The organism is Modestobacter roseus, assembly GCF_007994135.1.
In the GTDB taxonomy this organism is placed as follows: domain Bacteria; phylum Actinomycetota; class Actinomycetes; order Mycobacteriales; family Geodermatophilaceae; genus Modestobacter; species Modestobacter roseus.
Genome location: NZ_VLKF01000001.1, coordinates 2,819,387 through 2,842,641, shown reverse-complemented (window position 1 = coordinate 2,842,641; position 23,255 = coordinate 2,819,387). Strand labels below are relative to the sequence as shown.

Here is a 23,255-nt window from a genome sequence, read left to right as displayed (position 1 = left end):
CGCGGGCGGTCGCCGCCGGTGGTTAACCTCGCTGCCATGACCGACCTCGACGTCGCCGCACTCGTCACCGGCGGGGCCTCCGGGCTCGGTGCCGCCACCGCCCGGGCCCTCGCCGCGGCCGGTGCCGCCGTGACCGTCGTCGACCTCGACGCCGACCGCGGCGCGGCGCTCGCCGCGGAGCTGGGCGGGGACGCGTCGTTCGTGCGCACCGACGTGACCGACGAGGCCTCCGTGCAGGCCGCGGTGGCCGACGCCGCCGGCAAGGGCCGCCCGCTGCGGATCGCGGTGAACTGCGCCGGCATCGGGTACGCCGGCCGGCTGCTGGGCCGCGACGGTTCCCCGCACGAGCTGGGTGCCTTCACCCGCACGGTGACGGTCAACCTGGTGGGCACGTTCAACGTGCTCCGGCTGGCGGCCGCCGCGATGGCCGCCACCGAGCCGGGCCCCGACGGGGAGCGCGGCGTGGTGGTCAACACCGCCTCGATCGCCGCCTACGACGGGCAGGTCGGGCAGGTCGCCTACGCCGCGTCCAAGGGCGGCATCGTCGGCATGACGCTGCCGGCCGCCCGGGACCTCGCGCCGGTCGGCGTCCGCGTCGTCACGATCGCCCCCGGGATCGTCGACACCCCGCTGCTGGCCGCGCTGCCGGAGGCCGCGCGCACCGCGCTGGCCGACAACGTGCCGTTCCCGCGCCGGCTAGGCCGGCCGGCGGACTACGCGGACCTGGCGCTGGCCGTCGTGCGGCAGGGCTACCTCAACGGCGAGGTCATCCGGATGGACGGCGCGCTCCGGATGGCACCGCGGTGACGGCGGCCGCCCCGGCCCGCGCGGTCAGCCGGACCTGGACGCCGGACTGGCCGCTGGACGTGCGCCGGGTGCTCTCCCGGGACCGCCGGGGCACCGGCGACCCGACGCTGCGCTACGCCGACGACGGCGTCTGGCGCACCACGACGACGCCGGAGGGCCCCGCCACCCTGCGGGTCAACGGTGGACCCGGCGGGCTGCGCTTCCAGGCGTGGGGGCCCGGTGCGGAGTGGGCCGTGGCCACCGGCCCGCGCTGGCTGGGCGCCGACGACGCCCCGGCCGGGTTCGACCCGGCGCCGCACCCGCTGCTGGCGCGGCTGCACCGGGCCGCCCCGTGGCTGCGGTTGGGCGCCACCGGCCGGGTGTGGGACGCGCTGGTGCCCGCGGTGCTGGAGCAGAAGGTGACCGGCATCGAGGCGCACCGCACCTGGCGGGAGCTGCTCCGGCTGGCCGGTGAGCCGGCGCCCGGGCCGGCCCCGGCCGGGATGCGGGTGGTCCCCTCGGCCGAGCGGGTGCTGGCGGTGACCGACTGGGAGTGGCACGCCTGCGGGCTGGACGGTGCCCGCCGCCGCGCGCTGCGGGCGGTCGCCTCGGTCGCCTCCCGGCTGGAGGCCGCCGCGCACGAGGACTGCGCCGACCTGCGCCGGCGGCTGCAGTCGGTGCCCGGCATCGGGGTGTGGACCGCGGCGGAGGTGGCCCAGCGGGCGGTGGGCTGCCCGGACTCGGTGAGCGTCGGGGACTACCACCTGAAGAACCTGGTCGGCTGGTCGCTGGCCGGCCGGAAGACCGACGACGCCGGCATGCTGGAGCTGCTCGAGCCCTGGCGGGGGCACCGGCAGCGCGTCGTCCGGCTGCTGGAGGTGGGCGGGAGCATGCCGCCCAAGCGAGGGCCGCGGATGGCCCCGACCGACTACCGGCGGTTCTGACCCAGCAGGCCCAGCAGGTAGTCGCCGTAGCCGCTCTTGGCCAGCGGCTCGGCGGCCCGGCGGAGCCCGTCGTCGTCGAGCCAGCCGTTGCGCCAGGCGACCTCCTCGATGCAGCCGATCTTCAGGCCCTGGCGCTCCTCGACGACGGAGACGAACTCGGTGGCCTGGCGCAGCGAGGTGAAGGTGCCGGTGTCCAGCCAGGCCGTGCCACGGTCGAGCGCGGTGACGGTCAGCCGGCCCTGCCGCAGGTAGTGCTCGTTGACCGCGGTGATCTCCAGCTCGCCCCGCGCGCTGGGGGTGATGCCCCGGGCGACGTCGACGATGTCGGGGCCGTAGAAGTACAGCCCGGGCACCGCGTAGCTGCTCCTGGGGTGGGCGGGCTTCTCCTCGATGGAGAGCACCCGGCCGGCGTCGTCGAACTCGACCACGCCGTAGGCCGCCGGCTCGGCGACGTGGTAGGCGAACACGTGCCCGCCGTCGGGCTCGGGCAGCCGGGACAGCGCGGTGCCCAGACCGGCGCCGTAGAAGATGTTGTCGCCGAGCACCAGCGCCGCGGCCTGCCCGCCGAGGAAGTCCGCGCCGATGAGGAAGGCCTGCGCCAGCCCCTCCGGTCGGGGCTGCACCGCGTACTCGATGCGCATGCCCAGCCGCGAGCCGTCGCCGAGCAGGCGGGCGAAGGAGTCCCGGTCCTCCGGGGTGGTGATGACCAGGACCTCGCGGATCCCGGCCATCATCAGCGTGGAGAGCGGGTAGTAGATCATCGGCTTGTCGTAGACGGGCATGAGCTGCTTGCTCACGCCCAGGGTGATGGGCCACAGCCGACTGCCGGTTCCCCCGGCCAGGATGATCCCGCGCACCCGGTGACCGTAGGCGGCCCCTCACCGGTAACGGGAGGGGGTGCTCACCCCGGCGGATGAGGGCCCGCCGTGGCGCCGCCCCACCGGGCGCCGGCGTCGCCTAGCGTCTGTGGTCATGCGCGTACTGGTCACCGGCGGAGCCGGCTTCATCGGATCGCACTACGTGCGCACCGTGCTCACCGGCGGCTACCCGGGGTTCGAGGACGCCGAGGTGACGGTCTTCGACAAGCTCACCTACGCCGGCAACCCGGCCAACCTCGCCCCGGTGGCCGACAGCCCGCGCTACCGATTCGTGCAGGGCGACATCTGCTCGGCCGCCGACCTCGACGCCGCGCTCCCCGGGCACGACGCCGTCGTGCACTTCGCCGCCGAGTCCCACGTCGACCGCTCGATCGGCGGCGGGGCCACCGACTTCGTGCTCACCAACGCGCTGGGGTCCCAGCAGCTGTTCGAGGCGGCGCTGCGGGCCGGCGTCGGTCGCGTCGTGCACGTGTCCACCGACGAGGTCTACGGCTCGATCGACTCCGGCTCCTGGACCGAGGAGCACCTGCTCGAGCCGAACTCCCCGTACTCGGCGTCCAAGGCCGCCAGCGACCTGCTCGCCCGCGCCTACGCGAAGACCTACGGCCTGGACGTCTCGATCACCCGGTGCAGCAACAACTACGGGCCGTACCACTTCCCGGAGAAGGTCATCCCGCTGTTCGTCACCAACCTGCTCGACGGGCACACGGTGCCGCTCTACGGCGAGGGCGCCAACGTGCGCGACTGGCTGTTCGTCGACGACCACTGCCGCGGCATCCAGCTGGTGCTCGAGCAGGGCGCCCCGGGGGAGATCTACAACATCGGTGGCGGCCGCGAGCTGTCCAACCGGGAGCTCACCGAGCAGCTGCTCGCCGCCACCGGCCGCGACTGGAGCTCCGTGGAGCAGATCGTCGACCCCCGCGGCGGTGGTCACGACCTGCGCTACTCCGTCGACTTCTCCAAGACCGCGGCCCTGGGCTACGCGCCGCGGATGCCGTTCGAGGAGGGGCTCGCGCTCACCGTGCAGTGGTACCGGGACAACCGCGCCTGGTGGGAGCCGCTCAAGGCGGCCGCGGCCACCGCACGCCGATGAGCGCCCCGACCGCCTGGCTGGTCACCGGTGCCTCCGGCCAGCTGGGCACCGACCTGCAGCGCCTGCTCGCCGGGGCCGACCTCACCGCGCTGGACCGCGGCCGGCTGGACCTGACCGACGAGGCGCAGGTGCGCGACGTCGTCGGCCGCTGGCGGGACGACGCGGTTGCTCGCGGCGCCCGCCCGGTCGTGGTCAACGCCGCCGCCTACACCGCGGTGGACGCCGCGGAGACCGACGAGGTCACCGCGCGGCGGGTCAACGGCGAGGCCCCCGGCTGGCTGGCCGAGGAGCTCGCCGGTGCCGGTCGGCTGGTGCACGTCTCCACCGACTACGTCTTCGCCGGCGACGCGCGGACCCCCTACGGCGTCGACGACGAGCCGGCGCCGCGCACCGCCTACGGCCGCACCAAGCTGGCCGGGGAGCGGGCGGTCGCCGCCGTGGGGGGCGACGCCGTCGTCGTCCGGACCGCCTGGGTGTACGCCGCGCACGGCAGCAACTTCGTGCGGACGATGCTGCGGCTGGAGGCCGAGCGCGACACGGTCTCCGTCGTCGCCGACCAGACCGGCAGCCCGACCTGGTCCGCGGACCTGGCAAGCGGGCTCGTCGAGCTGGCGGGGACGTCGATCGGTGGCGTGCTGCACGCCACCGGCGCCGGCGCCACCACCTGGCACGGGTTCGCCCGGGAGGTGTTCGCCCTCTCCGGCGCCGACCCGGACCGGGTGCTGCCGCTGACCACCGCGGAGTTCCCCCGGCCCGCGCCGCGCCCGGCATGGTCGGTGCTCGACCCGGCGGCCTGGCAGGCGGCCGGGCTCACCTCGCTGCCGGCCTGGCGCGAGTCGCTGCGGGCGTGCCTGGCCGAGCTGGGGGCGCTGCGGCCCTGACCGGGGCGCCGGTCAGCCGTGCCGCTCGGTGTACCGGGCGCGGCACTGGTCCATGGTCGGCAGCAACCCTTGCTCGCGGGCCTCGGCCAGCGTGGGGGCGGCGGTGTCCTTGGCGGAGAGTTGGAGCTCGACGTCCGCCGGCCAGGGCAGGTCGAGCTCGGGGTCCATCGGGTGCACGCCGAACTCCCGGCCCGGGGAGTAGCCGGTGGAGACCAGGTAGGTGACCGAGCTGGCGTCGGCGAGGGCGACGAAGGCGTGCCCGAGACCCTCGGACAGGTACACCGCCCGCGGCTGCTCGCTGTCCAGCAGCACCGCGTCGTGCACGCCGAAGGTGGGTGACCCGACCCGGACGTCGACCACCACGTCGAGCACCCGCCCGGCCGGGCAGTAGACGTACTTGGCCTGCCCGGGTGGCACCAGGGCGAAGTGCACCCCGCGCAGCGCCCCGCGGGCGGAGACGCTGTGGTTGGCCTGGGCCAGGGGCAGGGCGGCGCCGGTGGCCTCGGCCAGCAGGTCGGCCCGGTACCACTCGGTGAACCGTCCCCGGGCGTCGCCGTGCGCGACCAGGTCGACGACGTAGCTGTCGGGCACGGCCATCTCTCGGATCTGCACGTCTTGACGCTAACGACCCGGCGGCCGTCCGCCAGGCATTCTCCCCCTCAGGAGGTGGGCCCGCCCAGATGCAGCCGGCCGGCCAGGGACGCCCCGCCGAACGTGGCCGCGGGCTCCCAGCGGGTCGCCCACCCCTCGGCCTGCAGCTGCACCAGGGCCGCGCCGACGAGCGCGCCGAGGGCCAGCGACGTGACCGGGGTGACCGGGTCGGCCAGGTGGACGTCGACGACCCCGCCGGCGTCACCCCCCTCGCTGCCGTAGCGGAAGACGACCGGGAATTCGGGGAGTGCGGCGACCGCGGTGCGGAAGGCCTCGGCGACCGCGGCGAGGGCGCCGTCCCGGGCGGCGGGCTCGGCGACGGGACGGCGGCTGGCGACCAGGTCCCGGGTGCCGGTGGGGAACAGGTCGCCGGCGCCCAGGCGCACCAGCGGGCGGGTGCCGGGGTCCGGGTCGGGTACCGGCAGGGCCAGCCCGCGGACGACGGCCACCGGCAGCCCGGCCAGCTTGCCCTTCACCAGGTCGGCGGCGGCGGCCAGCTCGTCGACCACGGCCACCTGGGTGGTCTCCAGCCGGTTGCCGTGCGCGTCGACGGAACCCCGGTGGTCGACCAGCGCCGGCAGCCCCGCCGACCCGATGGCCACGTCGGCGACCCCGTCCCGCCACGGGCGGCCGAACGTGTCGCTGACCACCACGCCCACGGTCACCCCGAGCAGCCCGGCGAGGGCGGTGCGCAGTTGCCGGGCGGAGGCGTCGGCGTCGGCCGGCAGCAGCACGAGCGCGTCGGCGGCGATGTTCGAGGCGTCGATGCCGGCGGCGGCGACCACCCAGCCGTGCCGGGTCTCGACGATCCGCAGCGGCCCGCGCCGGGCCACCACCCGCACCGTCTCCGCGTCGATCGCCCGCTGCCGGGCCGTCTCCCGGTCGGTGCCCGGCTCGATCGTCACCAGGTTGCCCTCGACCTTGGAGACCACCTTGGAGGTGACGACGACGACGTCGCCGTCGGCCAGCCAGGGGGCGGCAGCGGCGATGGCACCGGCCAGGTCGTCACCGGGCACGAACTCCGGCAGCCCCGGCACCGGCAGCACGCTGACCGCCCCGGCCGGGCTAGGCACCCGCGGCGTCCAGGGCGGCCCGGGCCATCGCTCGGGTGGCCGCCGGCGAGCTCATCAGCAGCGGCACGGTGTGCACGTCGGCGCCGGGCACCGTGGCGGCGTCCCCGGTGTGCACCAGCCAGGCGTCGAGCAGCCCGCCCTCGCGCCGGCCCCCGTAGTGCCGGCCGACGCCCTCGGCGCTGACCTCCACGCCGACCACCGGCAGGCAGCGGTCGGCCATGCCGCGGACGACGTCCCCGCCCACGATGGGGGAGATGCCCACGACCCGCCCGGCCGCGCCGCGGAGGGCGTCCCGGACGCCGGGCACGCCGAGGACGGTGCCGATGGAGACCACCGGGTTGGAGGGGGCGAACAGCACCGCGTCTGCGGTGCCGATGGCCTCGACGACCCCGGGGGCGGGCCGGGCGTCGTCCACGCCGACCTGGACGAAGGCCCGGGCGTCCAGGGCGGCGCGGTGGCGCACCCACCACTCCTGGAAGTGGATCGCCCGCTGCCGGCCGGTGTCGGGGTCGGCGACGACGACGTGGGTCTCCACCCGCTGGTCGCTCATGGGCAGCAGCCGCACCCCCGGGCGCCAGCGTTCGGCGAGCGCCGCGGTGACCTCCGAGAGGGGGTAGCCGGCGTCGAGCATGCGGGTGCGGACGAGATGGGTGGCGAGGTCGCGGTCGCCGAGCCCGAACCAGGTCGGCTCGGCACCGTAGGCGGCGAGCTCCTCCTTGACGGTCCACGTCTCGCCGCGCCGGCCCCAGCCGCGTTCGTCGTCGATCCCGTTGCCGAGGGTGTACATGACGGTGTCCAGGTCCGGGCAGATGCGCAGCCCGTGCATGGTGACGTCGTCGCCGGTGTTGACCACGGCGGTGATCTCGGCGTCCGGAGCGGCGGAGATCACACCGCGCAGGAAACGGGCTCCGCCGACGCCGCCGGCCAGGACCACGATGTGCACCGGCCCATCCTGCCCCTCGGCAGATCTCCACCTCGGCACCGGTCGTCGCCCGGACGATCTTCACGAAACCGGTCGGTACCGGTGGGCAGATCGTGCTGGAAACCACGGCGTGTCCGCGTGCTGGGTGACCACTGACGGACAACTCGTCACGGGAGTGACCAGAGTGACGAGCGGTTACACCCTCCCAACTTGACCTCGACTCAACGACACGCGTGTAATTCCGACGTTGTCATCAGACGCCGACGGCTCCGGAGTGGCCCCGGCGGGTGACAGGAAGTCAGCGAGAGGGGACGCAACGTGATGGCCGAGGTGTCGTGGATGAGCGAGTACCGGGGTGCCGCACCGGCCGGTCACGGGCGGGACGTGCTGGGGGTGGCCGGCGTCTTCGACCCCGGCTTCCCCGGCCTGGACGGCGACGAGCAGGGGTGGCAGGACCGTGCGCTCTGCGCCGAGACCGACCCCGAGGCCTTCTTCCCGGAGAAGGGTGGCTCGACCCGCGAGGCCAAGCGCATCTGCACCGGCTGCGAGGTCCGCGCCGAGTGCCTGGAGTACGCGCTGTCCAACGACGAGCGCTTCGGGATCTGGGGCGGCCTCTCCGAGCGGGAGCGCCGCCGGCTGCGTCGCCGCGCCGGCTGACGCGAGGTCGTCGCGCCCCACGCTCGGGCTGATCGCGTCCACCGGGCCCCTCCCCTCGCCGGGACCCGGTGACCGGTCCGGACCCGGCGGTCGTGGTGGACTGACACCGTGCAGCCGTACGTCGCCGACGGGCGGGCCCGGGTGGTCCGGGAGATCCGCGCCGCCGCGCCGCTGATGACCGCGGTGGTCGCCCCGCCGACGGCGCGTGGCCCGTGGCTCACCGCCGCGCTCAACGCCCAGTGCGCCCGGGCTGTCCCGCCTCTGCGGGTGCGGGCCGTGGTGGTGGCCCCCGAGGTGGGCGCCCGCCCGGACGGGCTGGCCCTGCTCACCGTGCACCGGCGCGGTCCCACGGCCGTGGTGGGCCTGCTCGGCTCCGGCCCGGGTGCCCCGCCGCTGCCCGCCGGGCGGCCGCCGGCCCGGTTGCTCGCCCGGGACCCGGAGGTCGCCGAGGAGCTCGCCGGGGGCGTGCTGGACCTGCTCGACTCGGTCCGGGGTGCCTGGACCCTGCGGCTGGCGGGGTTGCCGCTGGGCGATCCGGTCGTGCGCCGGCTGGCCGCGGCGCTGCCGGACGCCCAGCTGGCCACCGGGCGCAGCCGTCGGCTGGTCGACGAGCTGGACACGGTCGCCGAGGTGCGGCGCAGTCGCGACCCCGGGGAGCTGGAACGCTGGCTGCCCGCGCTGGCTGAGCGGCTCGGACCCCGGGAGTTCGTCCCGGTGCGTGCCGCGGCCCGGCTGCACGCCGCGATCGGCCGGCTGGAGCTGGCCGTGGTGCCCGCCGGCGCCGGTGCCGCCGCGGTCCTGCTCACGCTGCTGACGACCGGACCGGCGGGGGAGGAGCGCTGGCCCTGGTGGGGGGTCAGCGACGTCGGGGGGCTCCGCCGCGAGCTCGGTTCACCGTCGGTGTCGCTCACCGCCTCGCGTGGCCTGGTGAACCTGACCCGGCGCGGCGTCAGCCGCGGAACTGCACCTCGGTGAGGTCCGCCGGAGCGCTGTCCAGGCCCAGCTGCAGCATTCCGCCGTCGGCCGCCAGCGTCGCGGTCAGCCGGTAGGCGCGGCCGGTGTACGCGGGCGGACCGCCGTTGGGCCGCGTGTAGGTGGGGAACGACCCGGTCAGCTCGACCCGATCGCCGTCCCGGCGGACCTGGAGGTCGGGGTCGCTCAGGTCGGCGTACTCGGTCCGCCCGCGGGCGCAACCGGCAGCCGCCGGATCGGCCGGGGGCTCGGCGGTGAGGCAGTTCCACACCGGCAGCCGGAGGTGGGCCAGCGCGCGGTCGCCGTCGGTGGAGACGCTCAGCGCCGGGGTCGTGACCGTCAGCCCGACCGCACGCTCCTCCAGCAGGAGGCCGGTGAAGGTGGCCCGGGCGGTCAGCCCGTCCTCGCCCGGGAGCACCGAGTCGAAGGCCCTCGCCCCCGCCGCCGCCAGGTCCGGCGGCGACCCGGCGGCGGTGTCCGGCCCGGAGTCCGGGAAGGCCAGCGGGACCGACCGCGCCGCGTTCGCCGGCGCGGGGGTGCGCCCGGTCCCGGCCAGCACCGCGGCGCCGAGCAGCAGGACGACGGCGGCTGCGGTGCCGGCCCGGGCGGCCCGGCCGCCGGCGCCGATCGTCGGGGCGGTCGTGCTGCCGGTCCGGGCGGGAGCGGGAGCGGGGGCGGGGGCGGGGGTAGCGGCGGGAGCCGGAGAGCCCGGCGGGTGGTCGAGGAAGCCGGGCAGGTCGTCGATGACGTCGACCGGGGGGCCGGAGCCCGGTGTGCTGCCGGGGGCCGGTGCGGGGCCCGGGGCCGGTCCGCGGCGGGTGGCGGCGGTGACCGCCGCCGTCGCCAGGCCCAGCGCCAGGCCGGTCAGCAGGCCCACCAGCAGCCAGCGCCCGGTCCCGTCGCCGCCGTCGACGGGGGTCGCCGTCGACACCCGGGCGACGTCCACCAGCTCCTCCGTCGCGCCCTCCGCCACGAGCACGTCGACGACGGCGTCGGCGGCCCGGACGGCGTCCGCCCGGTCCGGCAGGGTGCCGCGCACCGTGATCGTCGCCGCGTCACCGACCCGCTCGACCGCGAGCCCGTCCGCCAGGTCGGTCGCCGCCACCGCCAGGTCGGTGGCGGCGGCGCGCACGGTCTCCGGCGCGGTGGCGAGCGCGGCGTACCGGTCGGCCACCAGCACCGCCGCCGCCGCGCCGTCCGCGGTGCGGGGGGTGACCGACAGGGCGGCGGCGGCACTCGTCTCGCGGGGACGCAGGGCCAGCGCCCCGGCGGTGACCGCCAGCACCAGCAGCAGGACCAGCCCGCCGGCCAGCCAGGGGCGCCGGGCGTCCCGTCGGTCGGTCGGGCGGCGGTCCGGTGCGCTCATCGCCGGACAGCATGGCAGTGGAGCTCGACCGGTCCTCCGTCAGCCGGTGGGGTCGATCTCCTCCGGGTCGCGGCCCAGCAGCACCGCCACCTGGTCGACCACCACGTCCCGGACCAGGTCGGCGAGGTCGTCGCGGTCCGCGGCGCGGATCTCCAGCGGACGCCGGTAGACCACGATCCGCGCCGGGTGCTCGCGCCCGCCCTCGCGGCGGCCGGGCAGCACCCGGGCCAGTGGGACGCTGCCGTCGTCCAGCACATCGGAGTCCAGCACCACGTCGTCGGGGCTGGAGTGGTCGACCCACGGGACGTCCTCGACGGCGAACTCGACCCCGGCCAGCTCCCGCTCCCAGCGGCGCTCCAGGTCCTCCACCGCGTCCAGCACCAGGTCGTCGAACTGCTCGGCCCGGCTGCGGGACAGCGGGACGCTCGGCGGCACCAGTCGTCCGCGCAGGCCGCGGCCGTGTCGGTCGCGCCGCGGGCGGGCAGGGAGGCGGTCCATCGCAGGCAGAGCCTACGGTGCCCCGCCCCTCGGGGTCAGCGTGGCAGCCGGCGCCAGATCGCCCGCGGCAGGACGGCGAACACCGCGGCGAGCAGCCGCAGCGACCCGGGCACCCAGACGACCGACCGCCCACGGCGGAGCCCGTCGACCACGGCGTCGGCCACCTGGGCGGGGGTGCTCGAGAGCGGGGCCGGGGTCATGCCGGCGGTCATCCGGCCCACCACGAAACCCGGCCGGACGAGCAGCAGCTGGACCCCGGAACCGTGCAGCGCGTCGGCCAGGCCGCAGGCGAACCCGTCGAGACCGGCCTTCGCCGCCCCGTACACGTAGTTGGCCCGTCGCACCCGGAACCCGGCGATGGAGGAGAAGACCACCAGCCGCCCCTGGCCCCGCACCCGCAGCAGCCGAGCCAGGTGGGTCAGCACGGAGACCTGGGCCACCAGGTCGGTGTGCACGGTGGCCACCGCCGCCGCGGCGTCCTCCTCCGCGAGGCGCTGGTCGCCGAGCACGCCGAAGGCCAGGACCACGACCACGTCGCCGGGCGGGACGTCGCGGAGCACGCCGGCCAGCAGGTCTCCGTGGGAGGCGACGTCGTCGGCGTCGAACTCCACCCGCGTCACCGCCGTGCTGCCTGCGGCCCGCAGACGGTGCTCCTGGTCGTCGAGGTCCTGGTGCCGGCGAGCAGCGAGCACCACCGGGCCGGCCCCCGCGCGGACCAGCCGCTCGGTGACCTCCAACCCGATCTCGCTGCGCCCGCCGAGGAGCAGCACAGCGCCGCTCGAGGTCATCCGTTCCTCCTGTCGGGGCTGCGGTGGCGGGTGGGGTCAGCGGTGCGCTGCCCGGTGTGCCTGCTCCCCAAGTCGTGGATCCGCGATTACTGTGCCGGACGTGAGGAACCGGTGGTGAGGCAGTCCCGTCGCTGCTCGCGCAGTGGCTGCGCGCAGCCGGCAGCGGCCACCCTGACCTACGTGTACGCGGAGTCCACGGCCGTCGTCGGCCCGCTGGCGACGTACTCGGAGCCGCACAGCTACGACCTGTGCGAGTTCCACGCCCAGCGGCTGACCGTGCCCCGGGGCTGGGAGGTCGTGCGGCACGAGATCGACGCCGACGACGCCGGGATGACCGGCGACGACCTGCTGGCGCTCGCCGACGCCGTCCGTGAGGCGGCCCGCCCCGAGCCCCCGCGCAACCCCGCGGACGACGGCAGCGGTACCCGCCGCGGGCACCTGCGGGTGCTCCCGAACCTCCCCTGACGGAGGGGCCCCGTCGCACGGCGGGCGCGGGCGGTCCGGCGCGCCGTTAAGGTCCTCCGCGTGACAGACCTGTCGTCGATCATCAAGGCCTACGACGTCCGTGGGCTCGTCCCGGAGCAGTGGGACGAGGGCGTCGCGCGGGCCATCGGCGCCGCCTTCGCCGAGTTCGTCCACGCCGAGACGGGGGCGGCCAGCGTCGTCACCGCCCACGACATGCGTGACTCCTCGGTCCCGCTCTCCCGCGCGTTCGCCGAGGGCGTCCTGTCCCGCGGCGTCGACGTCGTCGAGGCCGGGCTCGGCTCCACCGACATGCTGTACTTCGCCGCCGGGTCGCTGGACCTGCCCGGCGCGATGTTCACCGCGAGCCACAACCCGGCCCAGTACAACGGGATCAAGCTCTGCCGTGCCGGCGCCGCCCCCATCGGGCAGGACTCCGGGCTGGTGCAGATCCGCCAGTGGGCCGAGCAGCTCGTCGACGGCGCCGCGGTCTTCGAGCGGCAGCCCGAGCGGCTGGGCACGGTGACCAGCCGCGACCTGGTCGCCGAGTACGCGGCGTACCTGCGGCAGCTGGTCGACCTCTCCGGCATCCGTCCGCTGAAGGTCGTCGTGGACGCCGGCAACGGGATGGGCGGGCTCACCGTCCCGGTGGTGCTCACCGGGCTGCCGCTGGACGTCGTCCCGATGTACTTCGAGCTCGACGGCTCCTTCCCCAACCACGAGGCCAACCCGCTGGACCCGGCGAACCTCGTCGACCTGCAGGCTGCGGTGGTCGAGCACGGTGCGGACATCGGCCTGGCCTTCGACGGCGACGCCGACCGCTGCTTCATCATCGACGAGCGGGGTGAGCCGGTCAGCCCCTCGGCGATCACCGGCCTGGTCGCCGTCCGCGAGCTCGCCAAGGGCCGTGGGACGACGATCATCCACAACCTGATCACCTCGCGGGCCGTGCCGGAGATCGTGCGCGAGCACGGTGGGGACCCCGTGCGCACCCGGGTCGGTCACTCGTTCATCAAGGCGGAGATGGCCCGGACCGACGCCGTCTTCGGCGGTGAGCACTCCGCGCACTACTACTTCCGCGACTTCTGGCGCGCCGACACCGGGATGCTCGCCGCGATGCACGTGCTCGCCGCGCTCGGCGAGCAGTCGCGGACGCTGTCGGAGATCAGTGCCCGGTACGAGCGGTACGCCGCCTCCGGGGAGATCAACTCCACCGTCACCGACGCCGCCGGCCGGGTCGCCGCGGTGCGGGAGATCTTCGGCGCGCGGGACGACGTCAGCTTCGACGAGCTCGACGGCCTCACCGTCTCGCTGCCCGACGGCTCCTGGTTCAACCTGCGGGCCAGCAACACCGAGCCGCTGCTGCGGCTCAACGTGGAGGCGGCGGACGCAGCGCGGATGGCCGAGCTGCGCGACGAGGTGCTGAGGACGGTGCGGGCATGACCGAGAACGCGGTGGGCGGGGGCGGCGACACCCTGGGCATCGACCCGGCGCTGCTGGAGATCCTGGCCTGCCCGGACGTGCACCACACCCCGCTGGCCCTCGACGTGCCGGCCGCGGAGCTGGTCTGCCCGACCTGCTCCCGGGCCTTCCCGGTGCGCGACGGCATCCCGGTGCTGCTGCTGGACGAGGCGCGGCTGCGGTCGTGACGGCCGGGGCCTGATGACGACCACGAGAGGGAGCCGGGCATGACCTCACCGGAGCTCGCCGAGGAGGTCCTCGACGACCTCTCCCTGCTGCGCGCCCGCGACCCCCGCGGTCTGCTGCCGGCGGTCGCCGGCGCCGGGGCGCAGATGCGGGAGACCGCCGCGCTGACCGGCGAGACCGACCTGCGCCGGGTCACCGCGGGCGGCCGCCCGCGCGGCCTGGTCATCGTCGGCCGGCGCGAGGGCGCGGTGGCCGCCGAGGTGCTGCGCAGCCTGCTCGGCCCGGCCAGCCCGGTCACCGTCGACGTCGTGCCCGGACCGGCGCTGCCGGTGTGGATGGGCGCCTCGGACATCGCGGTGATCGCCACCCGGACCGGAGCGGGCCAGTACGCCGTCGCCCCCGCCTACGAGGCCGCCCGCCGCGGCGTCGCGGTCGTCGGCATCGGTGCCGTCGACGCCCCGCTGCACGCCGCGTGCGCGAACGCCCGCGCCCCCTACGTGCCGCTGCCGGCCAACCGGGTGCGGCACGCCACGCTGTGGTCGCTGCTCACCCCCATGCTGCTGCTCGCCGCCGAGCTCGGGCTGCTGCCCACCGACGCGGCCGACGTCGCGCCGGTCGCCGACGCGCTCGACGCAGTCGCCGCCGAGTGCGGTCCGGCCCGGGAGTCCTTCGTCAACCCGGCGAAGACCCTGGCGCTGGAGCTGCTCGACGCGCTGCCGGTGATCGTCGCGGAGGGGCCGCTGGCCGGCGCCGCGGCCGGCCGGGTCGCCGACCAGCTGGCCACCCTCGCCGGGCTGCCGGCGAGCACCTTCCGGCTGCCCGACCAGCGGGTCGCCGCGCGCACCGTGCTCGCCGGTCCGCTGGCACCGGAGGGCGGCCAGGACGACTTCTTCCGGGACCGGGCCGAGGACGCCGGCCGGCGGTTGCGGCTGCTGACCCTGCGCGACGCCGGCGCCGGGGCAACCGAGGGCGCGCACGAGCGGGAGCCCCGGTCGGCCGGCGAGGCGATGGCCGAGGTGCTCCGGATCGCCGCGGAGCACAACGTGCCGGTGAGCCGGCTGGCCGATGAGGACGACAGCGAGCGCCACCCCCGGCTGGCCCGGCTGGCCCGGCAGCTGGCCGTCGCCGACTTCAGCGCCGTCTACCTGGCGCTCGCGCTGGACCACGAGAGGGCACTGGGCTCATGAGCGACACCCCGGCACCGGAGGACCACGGCTCCGACGGTGGTGGGCACGGCGGGAGCACCAAGGCGATCCTCGCCGCCATGCTGGCGAACATCGGCATCGCGATCGCCAAGTTCGTCGCGTTCCTGGTGACCGGCGCCTCCTCGATGCTCGCCGAGTCCATCCACTCGGTGGCCGACTCCGGCAACCAGGTGCTGCTGCTCGTCGGCGGCAGGCGCGCCACGCGCGCGGCGACGCCGGAGCACCCGTTCGGCTTCGGGCGCGACCGCTACATCTACGCGTTCATCGTCGCGATCGTGCTGTTCAGCGTCGGCGGGCTCTTCGCGATCTACGAGGGCGTGCACAAGCTGCAGGACCCGGAGGAGCTGACCTCCCCGGCCTGGGCGATCGGCGTGCTGGTGGTGGCGATCGCGCTGGAGTCCTTCTCGCTGCGCACGGCCGTCAAGGAGTCGAACACCGTGCGGAAGCCGGGGGAGAGCTGGTGGGGCTTCATCCGGCACGCCCGGGCGCCCGAGCTGCCGGTGGTGCTGCTCGAGGACACCGGTGCCCTGGTCGGTCTGGCGTTCGCGCTGCTGGGCGTGGGGCTGTCCACCGCCACCGGCAACGGTGTCTACGACGGGCTGGGCACGGTGGCCATCGGCGTCCTGCTGGTGGTGATCGCCGTCGTGCTCGCCGTGGAGACCAAGAGCCTGCTGCTCGGGGAGTCGGCGACCCCGGACGTGCGGCGGCAGATCGTGCGGGCACTGGCCGCGGGTGACATCGAGCTGATCCACATGCGCACCCAGCACCTGGGCCCGGAGGAACTGCTGGTGGCCGCGAAGATCGGCGTCCGGCACGACGAGACCGCAGGTGCGGTGGCGCAGGCCATCGACGACGCCGAGGCGCGGATCCGGGCGGCGGTGCCGATCGCCCGGGTCATCTACCTCGAGCCCGACATCCGGCGGGCGCCGCAGCCCGTCGCTGACGCGACTGCCCCCGCCGGGTGAGCACCGGGGCCGAGGGCCTCCAGTCCGCGAGGGAGGCTGCCGACAGCTCGGAGGTGACCACTCCACCGGTAGCCTCCGAAGCGATGTGGCAGCTGGACAGCCCGGTTCGGCACTACCCATGGGGGAGCCGGACGGTCATCCCCGAGCTGCTCGGCCTGCCCTCACCGGCCGAGCAGCCCTTCGCCGAGCTCTGGATGGGCGCCCACCCCGACGCCCCGAGCCGGCTCGCCGACGGCACCGGACTGGACCAGGCGATCGCCGCGAACCCCGACGAGCTGCTGGGCACCCGGGTGCGCGATCGCTTCGGGCCCCGGCTGCCCTTCCTGATGAAGGTGCTCGCCGCCGACACCCCGCTGTCGCTGCAGGCGCACCCCACCACGGCGCAGGCCGAGGTGGGCTTCGCCGCCGAGGAGGCCGCCGGGGTACCGCACGACGACCCGACGCGGACCTTCAAGGACCCCTTCCACAAGCCGGAGATCCTGCTCGCGATCACCCCGGTCGAGGCGCTGTGCGGTTTCCGCCCGGTCGAGGAGTCGCTGCACTGCCTGGCCAAGCTCCAGCTGCCCGAGCTGATGCCGACGATCGCGGCGCTGGCCACCGGCGGGTTGCGCGCCGCGATCCCGCAGCTGCTGGCGCTCTCGGCGCTGCGCAAGACCTCGCTGGTGTCGGCGGTGGCCGCGCGGGCGGCGTCCTTCGTGGCCGCGCACGACCCGGAGTTCATCAACACCTACCGCTGGGCGGCGTCGCTCGCCGAGACGTACCCCGGTGATCCCGGCGTCGTCATCTCGCTGATGTGCAACCACCTGCGCCTGGCCCCGGGGGAGGCCGTCTTCCTGCCCGCGGGCAACCTGCACGCCTACCTGTGCGGGGCCGGCGTTGAGGTGATGGCCAGCTCGGACAACGTCCTGCGCGGTGGCCTCACCAGCAAGCACGTCGACCTGGCCGCGCTGATCGAGGTGCTCGACTTCACCGACGGCCGGGTCCCGGTGATCCACCCGGTGCTCGGCCCCGGCGGCCTGCGGTACCCGGTGCCGGTCGACGACTTCGACCTGACCCGGTGCCAGGTCGACGTCGACCCCGGCGTGCTGACCACCTCCGGCCCGCAGCTGCTGCTGTGCGCCGAGGGCACCGCCCGGCTGACCGCGGCCGACGGCGAGCTGGTCCTGGAGCAGGGGCAGTCGGCGTTCGTGCCGGCCGGCGCCCCGATCACCGCCCGCGGCCCTGCGGTGCTCTACCGGAGCACCACCGCGCTGCGCTGACGCCGGCCGCCCGCCTACGGCGGGTGGCGGGTGCGGCACCCCGCCTGGCACTACCCTGGGACGCGGCACGAGCCCCGCCGAAGCCTCGGCATGCTCGCTCACCGCGTCCGCCTGACCGATCGTCAGGCGACTCAGCGACCGACGACAGCCCGCCGACCAGGTGGGCCGGACACTGGAGCGACATGACCGCCAGCACTGGCACCCCCGTCCTGACCACCCCGACCGGCGAGGCCGACTTCAAGGTCGCCGACCTCTTCTTGCACGGCTTCGGCCGCAAGGAGATCTCCCTCGCCGAGCACGAGATGCCCGGCCTGATGGCGCTGCGCGCCGAGTACGGCGACGAGCAGCCGCTGGCCGGCGCCCGCATCGCCGGCTCGCTGCACATGACCATCCAGACCGCCGTGCTCATCGAGACGCTCACGGCGCTCGGCGCCGACGTCCGCTGGGTCAGCTGCAACATCTTCTCCACCCAGGACCACGCGGCCGCCGCGATCGTCGTCGGCGACGGCACCCCCGAGCAGCCCGCCGGCGTCCCGGTCTTCGCCTGGAAGGGCGAGACCCTGGAGGAGTACTGGTGGTGCACCCAGCGGCTGTTCGAGTTCCGCGACGAGAACGGTGACGTGATCGGGCCGAACATGCTGCTCGACGACGGCGGTGACGCCACCCTGCTGGTGCACCTGGGCACCCGCTTCGAGGCCGACGGCACCGTCCCCGACACGACCGACGCCGACTCCGAGGAGTACGGGGTGATCCTGCAGGTGCTGCGGGACAGCCTCGCCGAGGACGCCCAGCGCTGGACCCGGATCGGTCAGGGCATCAAGGGCGTCACCGAGGAGACCACCACCGGCGTGCTGCGGCTGTACGAGCTCGCCCGGGAGAACCGGCTGCTCTTCCCGGCGATCAACGTCAACGACTCGGTCACCAAGAGCAAGTTCGACAACCTCTACGGCTGCCGCCACTCCCTCATCGACGGCCTCAACCGGGCCACCGACGTGATGATCGGCGGCAAGGTCGCCGTCGTCTGCGGCTACGGCGACGTCGGCAAGGGCTGCGCGGAGTCGCTGCGCGGCCAGGGCGCCCGGGTCATCGTCACCGAGATCGACCCGATCAACGCCCTGCAGGCGGCGATGCACGGCTACGAGGTGACCACCCTCGACGAGGTCATCGGCAAGGCCGACATCATCATCACCACCACCGGCAACAAGGACATCATCTCCGCCGAGCAGCTGGCCTCGACCAAGCACCAGGCGATCGTGGGCAACATCGGCCACTTCGACAACGAGATCGACATGGCCGGCCTGGCCCGCACGCCCGGCGTGACCAGGACCAACATCAAGCCGCAGGTCGACGAGTGGCGGTTCGCCGACGGCCACACGATCATCGTGCTCTCCGAGGGCCGGCTGCTGAACCTGGGCAACGCCACCGGGCACCCGAGCTTCGTGATGAGCGCGTCGTTCTCCAACCAGACGCTGGCCCAGATCGAGCTGTGGAACAACCGGGCCGCCTACGAGGGCAAGACCCCCGGCGTGACGGTGCTGCCCAAGAAGCTCGACGAGCACGTCGCCCGGCTGCACCTGGACGCGCTCGGTGTGAAGCTCACCGAGCTCACCAAGGTGCAGGCCGACTACCTCGGCGTCCCGGTCGAGGGCCCGTACAAGAGCGACCACTACCGCTACTGACGGCCCGTTCGAGCAGGTCATCTGCCCGTCCCTCACCCCGGCCGGGGTGAGGGACGGGTGGCTTTCCCGGCCGGGTGGGAACGATTGCCGGGCTCCGTCACGCACAATGGCGCCGTGCCCCCTTCCGCGCCCATGCCAGGAGCCAGTCGCGGCCGCGTGCTGGTCGTCGACGACGACGCCGCCCTCGCCGAGATGCTCGGCATCGTGCTGCGGCGCGAGGGCTACGAACCCGCCTTCGTCTCCGACGGCGCCCGTGCGGTCGCCACCTTCCAGCAGGTCCGGCCCGACCTGGTGCTGCTGGACCTGATGCTGCCCGGGCGCAACGGCCTGCAGATCTGCGCCGACATCCGCACCCAGTCGACCGTGCCGGTGATCATGCTGACGGCCAAGGGCGACACGATCGACGTCGTCCAGGGCCTGGAGGCCGGCGCCGACGACTACGTCACCAAGCCGTTCAAGCCGGTGGAACTGGTCGCCCGGGTCCGTGCCCAGCTGCGCCGCGGGGAGACGGGGCAGGCGGAGAGCCTGTCCATCGGCGACGTGCTGATCGACGTCCCCGCGCACCAGGTGACCCGGGACGGCGTGCCCATCGCGCTGACCCCGCTCGAGTTCGACCTGCTGGTGGCGCTGGCCCGCAAGCCGCGTCAGGTGTTCACCCGCGAGCTGCTGCTGGAGCAGGTCTGGGGCTACCGGCACGCCGCGGACACCCGGCTGGTCAACGTGCACGTGCAGCGGCTGCGGGCCAAGGTCGAGCGCGACCCGGAGAAGCCGGAGGTCGTGCTGACCGTCCGTGGCGTCGGCTACAAGGCCGGGCCCCCGTGAGCGCAGCGGGCCGTGAGCATCGCAGCGAGCGCCAGCGAGCGAGGAGCGGAGCGGGCCGCGGGAGCGAGCCAGTGGGCACCGTGAGCGGAGCGGGCCCCCGTGAGCGGAGCGAGCCAGTGGGCGCCGTGAGCGAGCCCGTGGGCACCGTGAGCGGGCCGTCGGTCCGGTGAGCACCGTCCGACCCGCCCCGACGGCGCCGCCGGCGACCGGGCCGGACCCGGCGCCCCGGGCGACCGTGCCGGCGAAGCGGCCGCCGAGCACCACACAGCGGCTGCGGCGCGGCCTGGCCCGCCGGGCGCGGCGCTTCCGGCGCAAGGCGCTGGTCGGCAGCTGGCGGCTGGCCCGCCGGGTGCTGCAGGCGTGGCGGTCCTCGCTGCAGCTGCGGGTCGCCTCGATCACCGTGGTCGTCGCGGGTGCGGTGGTGGTCGTCGTCAGCCTGGTGCTGTTCCGCCAGATCACCGACCAGCTGCTGGGCGTGAAGGAGCAGGCGGCGATCGACCAGTCGCTCAACGGGATCCCGTTCGCCCAGTCCGAGGTCAGCGGGATCGCCACCAGTGACTCCGCCAGCGTGCGGTCCGCGCTCGCCCGCACCGTCCGGGGGCTGCAGGAGCGCGGTGGCGCCGCGGGTGACTTCAACGTCGTGATGCTCTACCGCTCCGGTGACTTCGAACGGCCGGCGGTCAGCCGGCGCGACGTCTACCCGGCGCTCCCGGCCGACCTGCGCGCGGAGGTGGCGACCGGGTCGCAGGCCTACCGCTACGCGCCGGTGCCCAACGACGAGGGCGAGCCGGTGCCCACCCTGCTGGTCGGCGCGCCGGTGCTCACCGACGCGGGGGCGGGGGAGCAGGTCGAGCTGTACTTCGCCTTCCCGCTGGACCAGGAGCAGGAGAGCCTGGACCTGATCCGCAGCACCGTGGTGATCAGCGGCACCGCCCTGGTGCTGTTCGTGGTGGGCATCGGGGTGCTGGTCACCCGCCTGGTCGTCGACCCGGTGCGGCGCGCCGCCGGCAGCGCCCAGCGCCTGGCCGAGGGACACCTGGAGGAGCGCCTGGCCGTGCGTGGCGAGGACGAGCTGGCCCGGCTGGCCACCAGCTTCAACGCGATGGCCGACAGCCTGCAGCGCCAGATCACCCAGCTCGAGGCGCTGTCCCAGCTGCAGCAGCGCTTCACCTCCGACGTGTCGCACGAGCTGCGCACCCCGCTGACGACGGTGCAGATGGCGGCGGCCGTGCTGCACGACGCCCGCCAGGAGTTCGACCCGGCGGTGGCCCGCTCCGCGGAGCTGCTGCAGGCCGAGCTCAACCGCTTCGAGGTGCTGCTGTCGGACCTGCTGGAGATCAGCCGCTACGACGCCGGTGCGGCGGTCCTGGAGGCCGAGGCACAGGACCTGCGGCGACTGGTCGAGCAGACGGTCGACGGGATGACCGCGCTGGCGGACCTGCACGCCTGCGACCTGCGCGTCGAGCTGCCGGCCACGCCGGTGGTGGCCGAGGTCGACGGCCGGCGGATCGAGCGGGTGCTGCGCAACCTGGTGGGCAATGCGATCGAGCACGGCACCGGGCGCCCGGTCGAGCTGACCCTGGCCGCCTCCGGCAGTGCGGCGGCGATCACCGTGCGGGACCACGGCGTCGGGCTGAGCAGCGCCGACGCCCAGCACGTCTTCGACCGTTTCTGGCGCGCCGACCCCTCGCGGGTGCGCACCGTGGGCGGCAGCGGGCTGGGGCTGTCGATCAGCCTGGAGGACGCCCGGCTGCACGGCGGCTGGCTGCAGGTCTGGGGTCAGCCGGGGCAGGGGGCCCAGTTCCGGCTGACCGTGCCGCTGACCGCGGGGGAGTCGCTGACCAGCAGCCCGCTGCCGCTGCGCCCGGCCGCGCCGCGCCGGACGGAGGACGCCCCGTGACCGCGCCGCGGCGGTGCGCCGCCCTGCTGAGCCTGCTGGCGGTCCTCCTGCTGGCCGGCTGCAGCACCGTGCCGAGCAGCTCACCCACCGTGCGGATCACCCAGGTGGCCCAGCCACCCAGCGGGGACGTCGGCGTGGAGCCCTTCGGGCCGGTGGCCGGAGCCACGCCGGAGGAGGTCGTCCGCGGGTTCATCGAGGCCAGCGCCAGCCCGGCCCGCAACCACCCGGTGGCTCGGCAGTACCTGGCGGCCGGCGCCGCGGAGTCCTGGTCCGACGCCGACGGCGTCACGATCATCAGCCGCGACTACGCGGCGGTGCGCACCCAGCCGGGCACCGTGGAGGTGACCGCGTCCCAGGTGGGCACCGTCGATCGGCGGGGGGTGTTCACCATCGCCGGCGACGAGCCGTACAACCGGTCGTTCACCCTCGTCGAGGAGGACGGGGAGTGGCGGATCACCGACCCACCGCCCGGGCTGGTCATGCTGCAGCCGGACTTCGAGCGCACCTACGACCAGCTCGACGCCTTCTTCCTCGACCCCACGCGCAGCCGGGTCGTGCCCGACCCCCGCTACCTGGTCTCCGGGGACGCCCAGCTCAACCTCCTGGTGGAACGGCTGATCGCCGGCCCGGCACCGACCCTCGCGGCCGGGGTGGAGAACCCGCTGGCGGGTGCGGAGCTGCGCAGCGCCGTCGAGGTGTCCGGGCAGACGGCGACGGTCGACCTCACCTGGCCGGACCAGGTCACCGACACGACGCTGGAGGCCGCGGCCGGCCAGCTGGTCTGGACCCTGGTCCGGGCCGGGCTGGGGGCGGTCGAGGTGCTCCGGGACGGCCAGCCGCTGGACGTCGCCGACCTGCCCGTCACCCAGACCATCGACGACTGGGTGCGGCTGGACCCGGACTACGCGCCGGCCGACGCCGTCGGGCACTACCTGGCCGACGGCGCGCTCCGCCGGGCCACCGACGGCGAGCCGGCGCCGGGCCCGGCCGGGGAGGGCGTCTACGGGCTCCAGTCCGCGGCGATCACCACCGACCGGGAGGGCGCGCTGGGGCTGACGGCGGGGGTCTCCACCACGGTGTCCCCGACGGGTGCGCCGGCCACCCTGTTCGCCGGGCCCTACGGCGGGGAGATGGCGCCGGTGCTCGGCGGCCCGGGGTTCACCCCGCCGACCAGCGCCGGTCCGCGCGCGGAGGTCTGGACCGTCCGCGACGGCACCGAGGTGGTCCGGCTCGCCGCCGGAGGCGCCCCGCAGACGGTCAGCGCGACGACGCTGGCCGGCCTGGGGCGGGCCACCGCCTTCGAGCTGTCGCCGGACGGCGTCCGTGCGGCCGTGGTCATCCAGGGCCCCGACGGCGGCCGGCTGTACGTCGGCACCGTGGTCCGTGACGAGGAGGCGGTCAGCGTCCGCGACCTGCGCTCGATCGCCCCCTCCCTGCGCCAGGTCACCGACGTGGCGTGGCGGAGCGCGGACGCGCTGGTCGTCCTGGCCGCCGCCGCAGGGGAGGAGCGCGCCGTGCCCTGGTCGGTCGACGTCGACGGCTGGGCGCTGACCCAGCTGGCCACCGCCGGCCTGCCCGGTGACCGCACCGGCCTGGCCGCCGCGCCGGGCCGCCCGCTGCTGGTCAGCGCCGACGGCACCATCTGGCAGCTGGTCAGCGGCACCTGGGTGACGCCGATCCGCAGCGCCGGACCACTGGCCGGGGCCGCGCCCTTCTACCCGCTCTGAGCCGCCGGGGGCGGTCGCCGTCCCCAGTGGTGCCGGTCGTCCCCAGGGCATCGTGGCCGGCGGCTGAGCCCGTGGTCACC

23 protein-coding genes are annotated in these 23,255 nt (G+C 75.2%); 16 read left to right on the top strand and 7 right to left on the bottom strand.

Features of this window, described 5'->3' with window-relative positions; genetic code table 11:
- Nucleotides 1–36: 36 nt before the first annotated feature.
- Complete coding sequence (locus JD78_RS13475; RefSeq protein ID WP_153359040.1) at nucleotides 37–807, top strand: SDR family NAD(P)-dependent oxidoreductase; 771 nt, start codon at nucleotides 37–39, stop codon at nucleotides 805–807.
- Complete coding sequence (locus tag JD78_RS13470; protein ID WP_153359039.1) at nucleotides 804–1,730, top strand: DNA-3-methyladenine glycosylase family protein; 927 nt, start codon at nucleotides 804–806, stop codon at nucleotides 1,728–1,730. Before JD78_RS13475 ends, JD78_RS13470 begins: the two co-directional genes overlap by 4 nt.
- Here JD78_RS13470 and rfbA read toward each other — a convergent pair.
- Nucleotides 1,715–2,587: a glucose-1-phosphate thymidylyltransferase RfbA gene (rfbA, locus tag JD78_RS13465; RefSeq protein WP_153359036.1), complete on the bottom strand. Its 873-nt coding sequence runs from the start codon at nucleotides 2,585–2,587 to the stop codon at nucleotides 1,715–1,717. The genes JD78_RS13470 and rfbA overlap by 16 nt on opposite strands.
- A 115-nt stretch (nucleotides 2,588–2,702) precedes the next feature.
- On the opposite strand from rfbA, the gene rfbB reads away from it, so the two are divergent.
- Nucleotides 2,703–3,701, top strand: a complete 999-nt coding sequence (gene rfbB / locus JD78_RS13460) for a dTDP-glucose 4,6-dehydratase (protein WP_153359034.1) — start codon at nucleotides 2,703–2,705, stop codon at nucleotides 3,699–3,701.
- The gene (gene rfbD, locus JD78_RS13455; protein ID WP_153359032.1) at nucleotides 3,698–4,582 is read left to right on the top strand and encodes a dTDP-4-dehydrorhamnose reductase; all 885 of its coding nucleotides are present in this window, start codon (nucleotides 3,698–3,700) and stop codon (nucleotides 4,580–4,582) included. The genes rfbB and rfbD overlap by 4 nt, the downstream gene beginning before the upstream one ends.
- Nucleotides 4,583–4,594: 12 nt before the next feature.
- On the opposite strand, the gene JD78_RS13450 is transcribed toward rfbD, so the two are convergent.
- From JD78_RS13450 to cofD, 3 genes are read right to left on the bottom strand one after another with little or no spacing between them, the layout of a single operon-like run.
- A complete protein-coding gene (locus JD78_RS13450) occupies nucleotides 4,595–5,194 on the bottom strand; it encodes a dTDP-4-dehydrorhamnose 3,5-epimerase family protein (RefSeq protein WP_153359030.1) in 600 nt (199 codons plus the stop codon).
- Nucleotides 5,195–5,241: 47 nt separating this feature from the next.
- Entirely contained in the window at nucleotides 5,242–6,306 is a 1,065-nt protein-coding gene (locus JD78_RS13445) for a coenzyme F420-0:L-glutamate ligase (protein ID WP_153359028.1), read from the bottom strand.
- Nucleotides 6,299–7,249, bottom strand: a complete 951-nt coding sequence (gene cofD, locus JD78_RS13440; protein ID WP_153359025.1) for a 2-phospho-L-lactate transferase — start codon at nucleotides 7,247–7,249, stop codon at nucleotides 6,299–6,301. Before cofD ends, JD78_RS13445 begins: the two co-directional genes overlap by 8 nt.
- A 318-nt stretch (nucleotides 7,250–7,567) precedes the next feature.
- Between cofD and JD78_RS13435 the strand changes: the two genes are divergently transcribed.
- Both JD78_RS13435 and JD78_RS13430 read left to right on the top strand, forming a co-directional pair.
- Nucleotides 7,568–7,885 (top strand): WhiB family transcriptional regulator, encoded by a 318-nt coding sequence (locus JD78_RS13435; protein WP_228395060.1) that lies wholly within the window; start codon nucleotides 7,568–7,570, stop codon nucleotides 7,883–7,885.
- Between the two features lie 108 nt (nucleotides 7,886–7,993).
- Nucleotides 7,994–8,860 carry a hypothetical protein gene (locus JD78_RS13430; protein WP_153359021.1) on the top strand — a complete coding sequence of 289 codons (867 nt, stop codon included), beginning with the start codon at nucleotides 7,994–7,996 and terminating at the stop codon, nucleotides 8,858–8,860.
- On the opposite strand, the gene JD78_RS13425 is transcribed toward JD78_RS13430, so the two are convergent.
- From JD78_RS13425 to dprE2, 3 genes are read right to left on the bottom strand one after another with little or no spacing between them, the layout of a single operon-like run.
- Nucleotides 8,835–10,223, bottom strand: coding sequence for a hypothetical protein (locus JD78_RS13425; protein WP_166521178.1), 1,389 nt, complete (start codon nucleotides 10,221–10,223; stop codon nucleotides 8,835–8,837). The genes JD78_RS13430 and JD78_RS13425 overlap by 26 nt on opposite strands.
- A 39-nt stretch (nucleotides 10,224–10,262) precedes the next feature.
- Complete coding sequence (locus tag JD78_RS13420; RefSeq protein ID WP_153359016.1) at nucleotides 10,263–10,721, bottom strand: metallopeptidase family protein; 459 nt, start codon at nucleotides 10,719–10,721, stop codon at nucleotides 10,263–10,265.
- 35 nt (nucleotides 10,722–10,756) lie between these two features.
- The gene (gene dprE2 / locus JD78_RS13415; protein ID WP_153359013.1) at nucleotides 10,757–11,509 is read right to left on the bottom strand and encodes a decaprenylphospho-beta-D-erythro-pentofuranosid-2-ulose 2-reductase; all 753 of its coding nucleotides are present in this window, start codon (nucleotides 11,507–11,509) and stop codon (nucleotides 10,757–10,759) included.
- Nucleotides 11,510–11,623: 114 nt separating this feature from the next.
- On the opposite strand from dprE2, the gene JD78_RS13410 reads away from it, so the two are divergent.
- The 10 genes from JD78_RS13410 to JD78_RS13365 all read left to right on the top strand — a co-directional run bounded on the left by JD78_RS13410 (nucleotide 11,624) and on the right by JD78_RS13365 (nucleotide 23,175).
- Nucleotides 11,624–11,974 (top strand): DUF3499 domain-containing protein, encoded by a 351-nt coding sequence (locus JD78_RS13410; protein ID WP_166521177.1) that lies wholly within the window; start codon nucleotides 11,624–11,626, stop codon nucleotides 11,972–11,974.
- 60 nt (nucleotides 11,975–12,034) lie between these two features.
- The gene (locus JD78_RS13405) at nucleotides 12,035–13,414 is read left to right on the top strand and encodes a phosphomannomutase/phosphoglucomutase (protein WP_153359011.1); all 1,380 of its coding nucleotides are present in this window, start codon (nucleotides 12,035–12,037) and stop codon (nucleotides 13,412–13,414) included.
- Entirely contained in the window at nucleotides 13,411–13,620 is a 210-nt protein-coding gene (locus JD78_RS13400; protein WP_153359009.1) for a Trm112 family protein, read from the top strand. Before JD78_RS13405 ends, JD78_RS13400 begins: the two co-directional genes overlap by 4 nt.
- 39 nt (nucleotides 13,621–13,659) lie before the next feature.
- Nucleotides 13,660–14,805, top strand: a complete 1,146-nt coding sequence (locus JD78_RS13395) for an SIS domain-containing protein (protein WP_166521176.1) — start codon at nucleotides 13,660–13,662, stop codon at nucleotides 14,803–14,805.
- On the top strand, nucleotides 14,802–15,788 hold the full coding sequence (locus tag JD78_RS13390; RefSeq protein WP_153359005.1) for a cation diffusion facilitator family transporter: 987 nt from the start codon (nucleotides 14,802–14,804) through the stop codon (nucleotides 15,786–15,788). Before JD78_RS13395 ends, JD78_RS13390 begins: the two co-directional genes overlap by 4 nt.
- Nucleotides 15,789–15,871: 83 nt before the next feature.
- Nucleotides 15,872–17,047, top strand: a complete 1,176-nt coding sequence (manA, locus tag JD78_RS13385) for a mannose-6-phosphate isomerase, class I (RefSeq protein WP_153359003.1) — start codon at nucleotides 15,872–15,874, stop codon at nucleotides 17,045–17,047.
- A 182-nt stretch (nucleotides 17,048–17,229) separates the two neighbouring features.
- Entirely contained in the window at nucleotides 17,230–18,726 is a 1,497-nt protein-coding gene (gene ahcY / locus JD78_RS13380) for an adenosylhomocysteinase (RefSeq protein ID WP_153359001.1), read from the top strand.
- A gap of 156 nt (nucleotides 18,727–18,882) precedes the next feature.
- Nucleotides 18,883–19,548 (top strand): MtrAB system response regulator MtrA, encoded by a 666-nt coding sequence (gene mtrA / locus JD78_RS13375; protein ID WP_438861307.1) that lies wholly within the window; start codon nucleotides 18,883–18,885, stop codon nucleotides 19,546–19,548.
- A 166-nt stretch (nucleotides 19,549–19,714) separates the two neighbouring features.
- The gene (gene mtrB / locus JD78_RS13370) at nucleotides 19,715–21,448 is read left to right on the top strand and encodes an MtrAB system histidine kinase MtrB (RefSeq protein ID WP_153358997.1); all 1,734 of its coding nucleotides are present in this window, start codon (nucleotides 19,715–19,717) and stop codon (nucleotides 21,446–21,448) included.
- Entirely contained in the window at nucleotides 21,445–23,175 is a 1,731-nt protein-coding gene (locus tag JD78_RS13365; RefSeq protein ID WP_153358995.1) for an LpqB family beta-propeller domain-containing protein, read from the top strand. Before mtrB ends, JD78_RS13365 begins: the two co-directional genes overlap by 4 nt.
- Nucleotides 23,176–23,255 lie beyond the last annotated feature (80 nt).